The following is a 13,426-nucleotide window of genomic DNA, read 5'->3' as shown; positions in this document are numbered from 1 at the left end:
CTATGCACAGTGGTGTTGATGGGCTATTCGCAACCACGTTGGTGATCAGTCGACAAGCCGGCGCAACGCCTCCCGTACCCCCTCAGGTATCGCGACCGAGGCGTTACTCGCGCGATCGACGTACACATAGACGACATAGCCCAGCGCCGACGCCTCGGATTCGTCGTTGCGGAAGATACCCAGCTCGTAACGCGCACTGCTGTTGCCCAGGTGGCTGATGCGCAAACCCACCGTCACCACGTCGGGAAAGGTGATGGGTGAAAGGAAAGTGCAGCTCGACTCGACGATCAGGCCGATGACCGGGCTGCTGTCGATGTCCAGGGTACCCTGCTCCACCAGGAAATGACTGATCGCCGAATCGAAGAACGAGTAGTAGACGATGTTCTGCACATGACCGTAGGAATCGTGGTCACCCCAACGTGTGCCGAGGGTATAGAAGCACCGGAAATCTTCGCGTCGGGGACGGTAGGCCTTGCTGCTCATAGCACCTCCCGGTAGATGGCCAGGACGTCCGCCTGGCTTACCGTGCGCGGGTTGTTGCCGAGCAGGCGCGCTTGCTTCATCGCATCCTCGGCCAGTGCCTGGATATCGGCCTCACCGATGCCCACGTCGCGCAAACGGGTCGGCAATTGCAGTTCACCGGCCAGCCCGCCCAGATAATCGGCCAGGGCGCGTGCTCTCTGCAGTTCGCTGCCCGTCTCGTTTGGCAGCACGATCTCGGCGAGCTGCGCGTAGAGTGGCGCTGCCGCCTCCAGGTTGAAGCGCATCACCGCACCCAGCACCAGCGCGTTGGACACCCCGTGCGGCACATGGAAACGCGCGCCAATCGGGTAGGCCAGTGCGTGCACCGCAGCCACCGGTGAGTTGGCAAAGGCCATGCCGGCCAGGCATGCACCCAGCAACATGTTCTCCCGAGCGACCAGGTCGGCACCCTCGTGACAGGCTTGATGCAGGCTACCGCAGAGCAGGCGCAAGGCATCTTTGGCGAGGCAATCGGAGAGCGGGTTTTTCAGGTGGCGACTGGTGTAGGCCTCCACCGCATGGACCATGGCATCAATACCGGTCGCGGCAGTGATATGCGCTGGCAACCCCAACGTCAGTTCGGCATCCAGCACCGCCAGGTCTGGCAACAGGGATGGCGAGATCACCACATTCTTTTTACCGGCACCGGTGGTGACCACCGAGACAGCGGTAACCTCAGAGCCAGTACCGGCGGTGGTGGGCACCAGGATCAGCGGCAGGCGTGCGCCCTTGCTCTGGTTGATGCCATAGATCTGCGCCAGCTCCTCGCCGCCGCGCAACAGCAACGCAGCCAGCTTGGCGGCATCCAGCGAACTGCCGCCACCAAATCCGACCACGCAATCGGCGCCGCAAGCCCTGCCCGCTTCAACCGCAGCGAGAATCACTGCCTCTGGCGGGTCGGCCAGTACCTCGGCAAATACCTGCACCGGCACGCCCGCTGCAGCAAAACCACTCAGCACCGGTTCGAGCAACCCGGCTGCCATGACGCCCGCGTCGGTCACCAGCAGCACAGAGCTGGCCCCCAGGTCCAGCACCTGCGTGGCAAGACGGGTAGCGGCACCGCGCTCGATGATGATCGAGCGGGTGGTATTGAATGCCATCGATAGCATCGCAAGGGTTCTCCAGTTTTGGTTTTGACGACCTCCGCTCGTCTGGCGTGAGGCTCCAGACCGATACCGTAGAGGTTCGTCTCAATCCCTCTCCCCCCTCCTTCAGAGTGGGGGCCACGTTATCCGGAGGCGTCGCTGAGCCTATTTCCCAAAAAACGAATAAACCTATTTTTTTCATAGGGTTGGCAGCACGACAACGACCACCCGAATCCGGAACGAACGCACTCGCCCGATCCCTATACTCGCCCTACGAACGACCTCGCCTACAACAACAAGTCCAAGAGGAATACACATGAGCAACCGTTGTGCGCCAATCAATGGTGCCGAAAGCCTGGTACGCACGCTGCTGGAAGGTGGAGTGGACACGTGCTTCGCCAATCCCGGGACCAGCGAAATGCATTTTGTTGCCGCGCTCGACCGCGTCCCCGGCATGCGCTGCGTGCTGGGCCTGTTCGAAGGCGTCGTTACCGGCGCGGCGGATGGCTATGCGCGCATTGCCGGCAAGCCTGCGGCCACGTTGCTGCACTGCGGCCCCGGCCTGGCAAACGGCCTGGCCAATCTGCACAACGCGCGACGAGCGAACTCGCCGGTCATCAACATCATTGGCGACCACGCCACCCATCACCGCCAGTACGACACGCCACTGACCGCCGACGTCGAAGGTTGGGCACGTCCCGTCTCGGTCTGGACGCGCACCGCTACAGAGGTTGGCGCGGTCGGAACCGCCGCTGCGGCGGCGATCCAGGCTGCCTGTACCGCACCGGGCGGCATCGCCAGCCTGATCCTGCCCTCTGATGTCAGCTGGGATGCAGGCGGCCAGGTCGCAGCACCCATGCCGTCGATACCCGCGCCACGCGTTTCCCCCGATGTGCTGCTGAATATCGCCCGCACCTTGCGCAGTGGCCGGCCCAGCCTGTTGCTGGTGGCCGGTCGTGCCCTGGCAGAGGATGCCATGGCCGATGCCCAGCGCATCGCGGCGGCGACAGGTGCGCAACTCTTCTGTCCGGTGCAAAACGCGCGCATACCCCGCGGGCGCGGGCGCTTCGAGATCGAGCGGATACCCTACTTCGCAGACGCCGCCCGCGCCCGGCTCGACGGCATCGCCAATGTCATCCTGGTCGGCGCCCCGGCACCCGCGAATTTTTTCGCCTACCCGGGCAAATCCTCGCGGCCCTATGCAGACGATGCCACGGTCCACGTGCTGGCGCGCCCGGAAGAGGACCTGGCCGATGCTCTGCGCCGCTTGGCCGAGGAGCTGGCAGCGCCGCCGCTGACCTGCCCCCAGACCGCTGCCGAAACCCAACTCGGCAGCGGCCCGCTGAGTTCCGCAGCGGTCGCCCAGTCACTCAGTGTCCTGCTGCCGGAACATGCGATCGTGGTCGATGAGGCCGCGACCTTTGGCCATGCGTTCTATCCAGGAACCCGGCATGCCGCACCCCATGACTGGCTGCAGAACACCGGTGGCGCCATCGGTCACGGCCTGCCTATGGCCCTCGGCGCCGCGGTCGCCGCTCCCGAGCGACGGGTAGTCGCCCTGCAGGCCGACGGTTCCGCCATGTATACGCCGCAGGCACTGTGGACCATGGCCCGCGAGCGGCTCGACGTCACCGTAGTGATCCTCGCCAACCGCAAGTACGCCATCCTCCAACTCGAACTAGCCAACGTCGGTGCCACGGCCGGTGCGACCGCCATGAACATGCTCGATCTCGGCAACCCGGACCTGGACTGGGTGCAGATCGCCACGGGCATGGGTGTGGAAGCGGCAAGGGCCGACACCATGGAGCGTTTCAACGAACTGTTCGCCATGGCCAATCGCCGACCGGGGCCGTTCCTGATCGAGCTCGTCGTGTGAACAACCTCAAGTCTCCCAATCACCACTATCCGCGTCGGAGCGACACATGAATGACACCCTCTCGCAGTATCCAGACATCGCTAGCGCAGACCCTGGCACGAGGCGCGTCTACGCCAAGGTGCTGTGGCGGTTGATGCCCTTCCTGATGCTGGCGTTCATCGTCAATGCCATCGACCGTATAAACCTGTCGTTTGCCAAGCTGCGCATGGCCGAGGACATTCTGCTCAGCGACGCTGCCTACGGTATCGGCGCGGGGATTTTCTACCTCGGCTATATCCTCTTCGAGGTCCCCAGCAACCTGTATATGCAACGGGTCGGCGCTCGCCGCACCATCACGCGCATCATGTTGCTGTGGGGCATGGTCACCGTGGCGACGGCCTTCGTCACCACGGCCAACCAATTGATCGCCGCACGGTTCCTGCTGGGCATGGCTGAGGCCGGGTTCTTTCCGGGAATAATCCTGTACATGACGTACTGGTTGCCAGCGTCCTTGCGTGGGCGGGTAACGGCCGGATTGTTGATGGCGGGCATGATGGCCGGGATCATTTGCGGACCGCTGTCTGGCGTGATCATGACCCACCTGGATGGCTGGCTGGGGTTCAAGGACTGGCAAATGCTGTTCATCCTGACCGGCGCGCCCACCATTCTACTGGGCATCTTCGGCTGGTTCTGGCTGACTGACCGTCCCGAGCAGTCCAATTGGCTGACCGCTGAAGAAAAGCGCCAGATCGCCCAGGACATTTGCAGTGAGCCGGGCGCGGTTGGCAGTCACTTCGGCGGCGTGCTGCGCGAGCCTCGAATGTACATCGCCGGACTCGTCTACTTTTGCATCTACAGCGGTTCAAACACCGTGACCTACTGGATCCCGACGCTGATCCGCGGCTTCGGCCTGGAAGACCTGAAGCTGATCGGCATGCTGGCCGCCCTGCCCTTTATCGTCGCGGTGTGCGCCATGTATTTGCTGGGGCGCAGTTCCGACCGGCATATGGAACGCCGCTGGCATCTGGGCCTGACCATGATCGTGGGTGCGGGCAGTTTTGCCCTGCTCGGCCTGGCGCAGGGCAATGTGGTGCTGTCGATCTTTCTCATGAGCTTGGGCTCCGCTGCTGCGCTGTCGGCAATACCGCTGTTCTGGACGATCCCGCCGGCTTTGCTGAACAAGGCCGGTGCGGCAGGTGGCATTGCAGTCATCAGCAGCCTGGGCAACCTTGCCGGCGTGCTCAGCCAGGCCGCTGTCGGCTCGATTAAATCCGCCACTGGCAGCCTGTACCTGGCGTTCGATGTGATGGCGCTCGTGATGGTGCTAGGAGCGCTGGTGTTGCTGATCTGGATACCGGCTCACGCCCTGAAGGATCGACGGGATTCCAAGGCATAAACCATAACCTTTAGGAGCGAGCCTGCTCGCGATGAGTGTGAAGACGCCGAGTTCATCCAGGAATCCGTGTTTTCGTTAACGTCCATCGCGAGCAGGCTCGCTCCTACAGGGGTATCGGGTTATGCCGAGGAACTTGGGAAACGCGGCATCTTGTAGGAGCGAGCAGGCTCGCGCCTACAAGGTGCCAGCGTAACGATCCATCAATTGACCCATGCGTGCCAGGTACTCACCCCGGCCCAGATGCAGGATGTGGTTGCCCGCAAACCAGTGCATCTCGCTGCCCGGCCAGTGCTGGTGCAGCAGGCGCACATGTCGTGGCAAGGTGACCCGGTCTCCCGCGCCGCCGATGACCAGCATGCGCTCGCCGTCCAGGCACGGGGCGTAGGTCAGCGGGTTGTGCACGGCCAATAACCCGCGCATTTGCGCCACGCCAATGCCCTGGCTGCGCATCAGCCGGGAAAGCAGTAGCCCCGTGGGTTGCCACTCAAGGAACGCATCGATCGGGCTGACCGCGGGCACAATCGGCACGCACCAGGCCAGGCGCTCGTCAACGGCCGCCAGCAGCGCCGCGGTGTAACCTCCCAGGGAAATGCCCGTCACACCGATCTGCTCGACGCCACGCCCCTGCAGATAACTGATGAACACCCTCAGGTCGTGGATCGCATGCAGCGGCGCCTCGTTAAACGCCGCCAGCCCACTGCCGAACAGTCCCTGGCCGCTGAACCAGTTACCGCGTTCGGCGCGCGGGCCGTGGTGCGGAAACGTGAATAACAGGACGTCGTAGCCGCGTCGGTAAAAACCGGCCAGCGACAGGACGTGGGCATTGATCCAGTGCGGGTCAGCGGCGAAACCATGGATGACGATCAGCGTCGGTCGCGGCCGATCGCCATGGCACCAGTGCTGCGCATGTGCGTAGGCGTTGCGCTGCATGGACTCGAACTGCGGGCGGGCGTACGGGTTGAGTGGTTTGAACGGGCTTGCGAAACGCAACTGCAGGCGGCGGATGTCCTTGCCGGGCAACTCGCGCTGCGCGATCACGATGTCCTTTGGCGGCGGCAGAAATACCCGCGAGGCGTCGGCGGCGCGCGCCAGCGGTTCGTAGAAACTCAGTGCCTCGAATTCACGCTGCAAACGGCCAGGCCTGGATAGCGTCGCCAGGGCGCTTGCCGCGACCGTAGTCGACAAGGCGGTGCGCATCACTCGTTCGATAGCGGCAGTGCCATGGATCTTCAAGGGGTGTCGGGGATCCAGTTCAGTGCCATCGGCCTGCCGCCAGAAGTCTTCGGGCAAACGCTCCCACCAGGGACTGAGTGAATCGCCTGACTGTTGCACACTCGCGCAGCGTTCTTCAATCAACACACAAAACTCCTCTGCGGCCGAGGGTCAGCTCGCGCGTCCCGACGACGCGCACAGGCCCCTGCGACAGCGTGCAGGATAAAGACCGCGCCAGCCAGGTACTCCCCCCCTTTTGCAGGGGGACCGGGCAACCGCAGATCGACGAATCTGACAGCCGTCGACCTTCGTCGCATTGACGGGGCCCGGACGAGCTCGATCGACAGCTCTCGGGCATTCCACATCTACTACCTAGTGAGAGCCTCAACGATGAGCAAACTGAGCGGGCTAGACGCCCTGTTCCTGAAAGTCGATCGTCCGCATGCCGCGTCGCACTGCACCATGATCTACATCTACGATCAATCCACGGTAGAGGGGCAACGCCTCGGCTTTCGGCAGATCGTCCAGCATATCGCCGAGCGCCTGGACGTCTCGCCGGTGTTCAAGCGCAAGATCGTCCAAGTGCCCTTCGGTCTCGGTTATCCCTATTGGGTGGAAGACGATCTGTTCGACATCGACTTCCACGTTCGCCATTTCGCGCTGCCCAAACCAGGCGACTGGCACCAGTTCTGCATCATGGTGTCGCGTATCCATGCCCGCTCCGTGGATCTTTCCCGGGCACCCTGGGAGATGTACGTGATCGAAGGCCTCGACAACATCGAGGGCATCCCCAAGGGCAGCTTCGCCATTCTCACCAAGACCCACCACGCTGCGATGGATGGCGCCGCCGCAGCGGAACTGACCTGGGCCCTGCACGATGTGGCCGGCGCGCAGGGCAAGCCCGTTGTAGTGGTGGACAAGGCGAGCGCAGCGGAGAGCTTGCCGACGGGCCGGGGACCGCTGGACACGCTCAGCCGCATGCTGACCGACAACGCCATGTCCTGCGCGCGCATGGCCCTGCCGTTGGCGCGCGTGCTGCCCAAGCTCACCATGGCCAGCCTGCGCAAAATGGCCTATTCGGTATTGGGCTCCGAAGGCGGCGCGCCGCGCACCCGCTTCAACAGTAACGTGACGTCCAGCCGGGTCTGGGATTCGGTCACGCTCGATCTGGGCGTAGTGAAACAGATCAAGAGCCTGGTGCCCGGGGCCACGGTCAACGATGCGGTACTGGCCTTGGTCGGCGGCGCGATGCGTCGCTACCTGATCGCGAAGGATGAACTGCCAGAGAAATCGTTGGTGACCCTGGCACCAGTCAACACCCGCCAGGGCAATGAAAGCGTCGCCGCCGGCAACACTGTGTCAATGCTGACCTTCCCCCTGCGCACAGACATCGAAGACCCGGTCGCCCGCCTGGAGGCGTTGCAGGTTGCCACCTCGCAATCCAAGGCGATCCAGAATGCAGTTGGTGCAAGCGACCTGACCAACCTGCAGAAATTCGCGCCCCCCGCCACCCTGGGCCTGGCCGGTCGCCTGGCGACGTTGATGGGCATGGGCGGCAAGGGCCCGGTGATCCTGCACAATTGCATGGTGACCAACGTCCCCGGCCCCAATGTGCCGCTCTACATGCTCGGCGCCAAGCTGGTGTATTGGTGCGGTGTCGGCCCGCTGGTCGATGGACTGTCGTTGATCTGGAACCCCTCCAGCTACTGCGGGAAGATGTTCATTTCACTGACCAGCTCACCGAACGTCGTTCCCGACCCGGACTTTCTCGCGCAGTGTCTTATGGATTCGTACGAGGAGATGAAGGGCTTGGCACAACAGGCACCGAAGGTAGCGAAAGGTCGACGCGTTGGCCGAAAACCGCTCGCACCGAAGGTTGAAGACAAGCAGGCGATCTGACTGCAGGCCTGATGCCTCATGATCGTTCCCACGCCGAGCGTGGGAACGATCAAACCGGCGCGCGAGGCCCTGTAGGAGCGAGCATGCTCGCGAGGGTCGTCAACGATAACACTGGGCACCTGATACCCCTCGGTGCTCTCAGGCTCATCGCGAGCATGCTCGCTCCTACAGGTTCTACCAAGTGAGTAGCTGTAAAAGCGGAAACGCCAGCCGCCGAACCGGATATGTACACCATCGGGAACGCAGGCAAGGCGGAGCGCCGAAACGCCCCGCCCTGTACTCAGACGTTACCCAGACCACCGCCGCAGACCAGTACCTGGCCGCTGACGTAATCCGATTCCGGGATGCAGAACAGGTACACCGCGCCAGCAGCCTCCTCGGTGTTGCCTGGGCGACCCAGTGGAATCATGCTTTTGGACTGTTCGACAATGGCGGGGCTGATGCCCACCTTGATCTCGCGACCTTCGATGTTGATGAAGTGCGGGTCACCCTCCACCGGCTGGGTCTGGCGGGTTTCGATATGACCAAAGGCCACCGCATTGACGTTGACCTTCATGCGCCCCCATTCCTTGGCCAGGCATTTGGTCATGCCCAGCACGCCAGCCTTGGCCGTGGAGTAGTTGACCTGGCCTGGGTTACCGCCAGCGGACGTCGACGCGATATTGACCACCTTGCGATTGACCACTCGACCTTCGGCCGCCTCTTTCTTGGCCATGGCGCTGATGATCGGCTGGGCAGCGCGCAGGATGCGAAACGGCGCAGTGATGTGACAGTCGATGATCGCGTACCACTGCTCATCGCTCATCTTCTGGATCACGTTGTCCCAGGTGTAGCCGGCGTTGTTGACGATGATGTCAATGGCGCCATAGTTGTCGACCGCGGTCTTGACGAAGCGGTCGGCAAAGTCGGCCGCAGTGACGCTGCCGACACACGCAACGGCTTCACCACCCAGGGCACGGATTTGCGCAACCACTTCTTCAGCGGGGCCGGCGTCCAGGTCGTTGACCACGACGCGCGCGCCGTCGCTGGCCAGTTTAAGGGCGACACTGCGCCCGATGCCACGACCGGAACCGGTGACCAGGGCGACTTTGCCTTCGAGCTTTTTCATGGGGATATACCTTGTTTTTGTTGGATTTCAGGTGAGTGCCACGGTCGCTTCGCCGAGCAGTTTTTCGTCGCCGTACTGATTGACACAGCGAATCGCCAGGCGCGCACGTCGTTCGCCATCGACCTCGAACAGCTCAATGACCTTGCCGTGGCACGTGGGGATGTGACCCAGTTGGGTAATGCCGGTGAAGCGCACTGCCAGGCTGCGGATCTGCTGCTGCGGTATCCAGGCGGTGAGCAGGCGGCCGAGGTAGGCCACCGAGAGCATGCCGTGGGCAAAGACATCGGGCTGACGGGCCTTGCGGGCGAAATCCAGGTCGATGTGCACCTGGTTGTGATCACCCGAGGCGCCCGCATACAACGCCAGGGTAGTACGGTTGATAGCAGGTAAAACCAGCGGCGGCAGCTCAAAGCCGATCTGCACATCGTGCAGCTGGGGCAAGTTCATGACGGGTTCCTCAGCGTTGCACGAGTGAAGAGCGGATATCAGCGATGTGCTGACCTTCCTGGTTGGTGACACGGGTTTGTTGCACCACGAAGGTCAGCGCCCCGCCTTTCTTCTCGTAGACATCCACCACCCGGGTGTCGAAGGTGAGCACGTCGCCGGCATAGGCCAGGCCGTGATAGTCGAACCCCTGTTCGGCATGCAGGATGCGCCCCAGGTCGAAGCCGAATATGTCCTGGACGATATGGTCGCTGTCGCGCCCTTCGGCTTCCAGGCACATCAGGAAACTGGGCGGTACCGGCAATGAGCGGTGCCCGGCGTTTCGGGCGGCATCTTCGTCGGTGTACACCGGGTCGGTTTCGCCGATGGCCTTGGCGAAAAAGCGCAGGCGCCCCTTTTCAACTTCGCAAGTGGTCACGCCCAATGAGCGGCCGATCAGACTCTTGTCTGGCATGTCACGCAGTCCTCATTGTGAGAAAAAGGCGCGCCCTCGACAGGCACGCCGTGTCATCAGCCGCGGCCGAAAAGCGTCACGATGCCCGCGCCGCCCAAGCCCAGGTTGTGCTGCAAGGCGTGCTGGATATTGTCGACCTGGCGTTTGTCGGCGGTGCCGCGAAGCTGATGGGTCAGCTCGTAGCATTGGGCCAGGCCGGTGGCGCCCAGCGGGTGACCTTTGGACAGCAGACCGCCGGACGGATTGATCACCACTTGCCCGCCATACGTGTTGTCGCCGTCCATGACGAATTTTTCGGCACCGCCTTCCGGGCAGAAACCCAGGCCTTCATAGGTCAACAACTCGTTGTGGGCGAAGCAGTCGTGCAGTTCGCAGATGCGGATGTCTTCCGGGCCGACGCCCGCTTTTTCGTAGACTTCAGTGGACGCCTGACGAGTCATGCCAACGCCGACGATGCTGATCAGCGAACGCGGTTCGAAAGCTTGCGGCTGGTCGGTCACCAGGGACTGGGCCAGGATGCAGGCATCGGTACGCAAACCGTGTTGCTTGGCGAAACGCTCAGAAACCAGAATGGTTGCAGCACCGCCACAGGTCGGCGGGCACGCCATCAGACGGGTCATGACGCCCGGGAAAATCACCTGGTCGGCCATGACTTCTTCGGTCGTCAGTACCTTCTTGAATACCGACAACGGGTTGTTCGCACCATGGCGGCTGGCCTTGGCGCGAATGGCGGCGAAGGTTTCCATCTTCGTGCCGTATTTCTCCATGTGCTCTTTGCCCGCGCCGCCGAAGAACTTCAGGGCGTCCGGCATTTCACGGCCTTCAGGGAAGATCGCGTCAGCCACTTCATGGCCCTTGCCATACGTGATCGGCCGATCAAGCCAATGGGATTTGAGGGCGCCGGGCTGCATCTGCTCAAAGCCAAACGCCAGTGCGCAATCCACCGCACCGCTTTCCACCGCCTGGCGCGCCAGATAGAGCGCGGAAGAGCCGCTGCCGCAGTTGTTGTTGACGTTGATTACCGGAATACCGGTCAGGCCCACCTCGTAGAGCGCCGACTGGCCGCTGGTGGAGTCGCCGTACACATAACCGGCGTAGGCCTGCTGCACCTTGCGGTAATCCAGGCCGGCATCCTGCAGCGCCTGGCGAATGGCTTGCGCGCCCATCTCGACGTAGGTACCGCTCTGGCCGGGCTTGGCAAAGGGGATCATGCCGACACCGGCAACAATTACTTTCTGGGACATCACTTTCTCCAAGGTCAGTTATCAGGCCTGTGCCGCACGCCCCAGCCTGGAGCGAGCGCAGCAAACCGTCGAACGATGGTCACGTACACCGCACGCCCCCATACCCCCTCCGGTGGAGGGGGTATGGGGGCGTGCGCAAAGCAATCGGGGGGCGCGACCAGTGGAGGGGGATCCCCCCCCACTCGAGGGGGAGGCACAAAAGGCAGTGGCGTTAGCGTTGCGTGGCGGTACACAAGAACAACAAGATCAAAGGGGTAACCAACACGTGACTTTCGCAAGACATAAGAGCTCCCGACGCCAGTGGTCCACCACCACTTTTCCCATCGAGTTGCGCCCTCACCTGCTGGCCTTGGCCGTGGGCCTTGGGTCGTGCGCCGGTGCCAACGCTGTCGACTTCCAGATCGGCGAAATCGAAGGTCAGTTCGATTCATCCCTATCCATCGGTTCCAGTTGGGCCGTACGTGGGCCTGACCCCAAATTCATCAACGCCGCCAACACCCTTGGCCTTCGGGGTGAATCGGCCACTCGCACAGCGGATGACAACCGGCAGAACTTCAAGAAGGGAGAAACCTTCTCGAAGATCTTCAAGGGCGTGCATGACCTTGAACTGAAGTACGGCGACAGCGGCGTCTTCGTGCGCGGCAAGTATTGGTATGACTTCGAACTGAAGGACGAGCACCGCCTGTTCTACGACATCGACGACAGCGGCCGCGATGACCTGGCCAAGTCTTCGGGGGCGGAGTTCCTCGACGCCTTCATCTATCACAACTACAACCTGGGCGACCTGCCGGGCAACGTGCGCCTGGGTAAACAGGTGGTGAGCTGGGGCGAGAGCACCTTCATCGGCAACTCGATCAACAGCATCAACCCGGTCGACGTCGCCGCCTTGCGCCGCCCTGGCGCGGAAGTGAAGGAAGGCCTGATCCCGGTCAACATGCTCTATTTGTCCCAGGGCCTGGCGGAGAACCTTACCGTCGAGGGCTTCTACCAGATCCAATGGGCCAATTCGGTGGTCGATAACTGCGGCACCTTCTTCGGTTCCGATCCCCTGCCCCAGGGCTGCAACGATCGCCTGGTGTTCGCCGGCCCCGACCTCGCCCCAGGCGTAGCCAACAACACCGCGACCGCGGCGCAGATTCTCAGCGGCCGCGTGGTGGACGACGTCTACATGCCCCGCGTCAAGGACAACGATCCGCGGGACAGTGGCCAATACGGCATCGCCTTGCGCTGGTTCGCCCCGGACCTGCACGACACCGAGTTCGGCTTCTATGCCATGAACTACCACAGCCGCAACCCTTACCTTAGCTTCAAGCAAACCACCGTCGCGCCGATCACGGCTGCCCAGGTGGGCGCCCTGCCACCCGCTGCACGGGCACTGGGCGTGGCGCAGAACCAGTTCGACCGGGTACGTGCCGCGCGCTACTTCGTCGATTATCCGGAAGACATCCGCCTTTATGGGCTGAGTTTCCAGACCACCCTGGGCGAAACCTCCGTCGGTGGCGAGCTGAGCTACCGCCCGAACATGCCGCTGCAAATCAACACCGCCGACCTGAACCTGGCAGCGATCCAATCCACCGATACCAATTTCACTACCCAGACCTCTCCGGTCTTTACCTCCGGCGAAACCGCGCAGGCGCTGGGCGGTGACCTGCCTGGCTACAAACGGATGCCGGTGATGCAGGCGCAGGTGACGGCCACGCAGTTCTTCGATCAGATCCTGGGTGCCAGCCGCCTGACCCTGGTCGGCGAAGTCGGCTACAACCGCATCAATGGCCTTGGCTCGGCGGATGGCACCGATATCCGTTTTGGCCGTAGCCCGGTGTTTGGCGCCGGTGAATTCCCCGGCACCCAGAATGCCAGCGTCTGCGCCACCGCGACCAACCCGCAGAAGGAGTGCAACAGCCACGGCTTCTACACCACCGATTCCTGGGGTTATCGAGCGCGAGCGAAGCTGGACTACACCAACGTCATCGCCGGCATCAACCTCTCGCCGAACCTGGCCTGGTCCCATGACGTGGACGGCTGGGGCCCGAACTTCGAGGAAGGCGCGAAGGCCGTCAGCGTCGGCGTGGATGCCGACTACCTCTCCACCTACACCGCAAGCCTGAGCTACACGGACTTCTTCGGCGGCCAATTCAACACCACCACAGACCGGGACTTCGTCTCGCTCAGCTTCGGCGTCAACTTCTGAGCCGCAACAGACAGAG

Annotated in this window: 11 protein-coding genes; 4 read left to right on the top strand and 7 right to left on the bottom strand. The window is 62.7% G+C overall.

Features of this window, described 5'->3' with window-relative positions:
- Positions 1 to 45: 45 nt before the first annotated feature.
- Complete coding sequence (locus tag PSUM_RS04140; protein ID WP_083349046.1) at positions 46 to 483, bottom strand: acyl-CoA thioesterase; 438 nt, start codon at positions 481 to 483, stop codon at positions 46 to 48.
- Positions 480 to 1,631, bottom strand: a complete 1,152-nt coding sequence (locus PSUM_RS04135) for an iron-containing alcohol dehydrogenase (RefSeq protein ID WP_083349045.1) — start codon at positions 1,629 to 1,631, stop codon at positions 480 to 482. Before PSUM_RS04135 ends, PSUM_RS04140 begins: the two co-directional genes overlap by 4 nt.
- Before the next feature lie 292 nt (positions 1,632 to 1,923).
- On the opposite strand from PSUM_RS04135, the gene PSUM_RS04130 reads away from it, so the two are divergent.
- Both PSUM_RS04130 and PSUM_RS04125 read left to right on the top strand, forming a co-directional pair.
- Positions 1,924 to 3,483 (top strand): acetolactate synthase large subunit, encoded by a 1,560-nt coding sequence (locus tag PSUM_RS04130; protein WP_020798322.1) that lies wholly within the window; start codon positions 1,924 to 1,926, stop codon positions 3,481 to 3,483.
- A 46-nt stretch (positions 3,484 to 3,529) separates the two neighbouring features.
- Positions 3,530 to 4,858 (top strand): MFS transporter, encoded by a 1,329-nt coding sequence (locus PSUM_RS04125; RefSeq protein WP_083349044.1) that lies wholly within the window; start codon positions 3,530 to 3,532, stop codon positions 4,856 to 4,858.
- 174 nt (positions 4,859 to 5,032) lie between these two features.
- Here the strand turns inward: PSUM_RS04125 and PSUM_RS04120 are convergent, their stop codons facing one another.
- Positions 5,033 to 6,217, bottom strand: coding sequence for an alpha/beta hydrolase family protein (locus PSUM_RS04120; RefSeq protein ID WP_020798320.1), 1,185 nt, complete (start codon positions 6,215 to 6,217; stop codon positions 5,033 to 5,035).
- Between the two features lie 243 nt (positions 6,218 to 6,460).
- On the opposite strand from PSUM_RS04120, the gene PSUM_RS04115 reads away from it, so the two are divergent.
- Positions 6,461 to 7,969 carry a wax ester/triacylglycerol synthase family O-acyltransferase gene (locus PSUM_RS04115; RefSeq protein ID WP_083349043.1) on the top strand — a complete coding sequence of 503 codons (1,509 nt, stop codon included), beginning with the start codon at positions 6,461 to 6,463 and terminating at the stop codon, positions 7,967 to 7,969.
- A 280-nt stretch (positions 7,970 to 8,249) separates the two neighbouring features.
- On the opposite strand, the gene PSUM_RS04110 is transcribed toward PSUM_RS04115, so the two are convergent.
- From PSUM_RS04110 to PSUM_RS04095, 4 genes are read right to left on the bottom strand one after another with little or no spacing between them, the layout of a single operon-like run.
- A complete protein-coding gene (locus tag PSUM_RS04110; protein WP_020798318.1) occupies positions 8,250 to 9,077 on the bottom strand; it encodes an SDR family NAD(P)-dependent oxidoreductase in 828 nt (275 codons plus the stop codon).
- A gap of 27 nt (positions 9,078 to 9,104) precedes the next feature.
- Entirely contained in the window at positions 9,105 to 9,524 is a 420-nt protein-coding gene (locus PSUM_RS04105; protein ID WP_020798317.1) for a MaoC/PaaZ C-terminal domain-containing protein, read from the bottom strand.
- Positions 9,525 to 9,534: 10 nt separating this feature from the next.
- Positions 9,535 to 9,975: a MaoC family dehydratase N-terminal domain-containing protein gene (locus tag PSUM_RS04100; RefSeq protein WP_083349042.1), complete on the bottom strand. Its 441-nt coding sequence runs from the start codon at positions 9,973 to 9,975 to the stop codon at positions 9,535 to 9,537.
- Positions 9,976 to 10,031: 56 nt separating this feature from the next.
- Positions 10,032 to 11,219: a lipid-transfer protein gene (locus PSUM_RS04095; RefSeq protein ID WP_083349041.1), complete on the bottom strand. Its 1,188-nt coding sequence runs from the start codon at positions 11,217 to 11,219 to the stop codon at positions 10,032 to 10,034.
- Between the two features lie 322 nt (positions 11,220 to 11,541).
- Here PSUM_RS04095 and PSUM_RS04090 point away from each other — a divergent pair, with 322 nt between their 5' ends.
- Complete coding sequence (locus tag PSUM_RS04090) at positions 11,542 to 13,410, top strand: DUF1302 domain-containing protein (RefSeq protein WP_169840434.1); 1,869 nt, start codon at positions 11,542 to 11,544, stop codon at positions 13,408 to 13,410.
- The last annotated feature ends 16 nt before the right edge of the window (positions 13,411 to 13,426 follow it).

Origin of the sequence: Pseudomonas umsongensis, assembly GCF_002236105.1 — a bacterium.
Taxonomy (GTDB): Bacteria; Pseudomonadota; Gammaproteobacteria; order Pseudomonadales; family Pseudomonadaceae; genus Aquipseudomonas; species Aquipseudomonas umsongensis.
The sequence above is the reverse complement of the archived record's forward strand: the minus strand, read 5'-3'. Positions and strand labels throughout refer to the sequence as shown.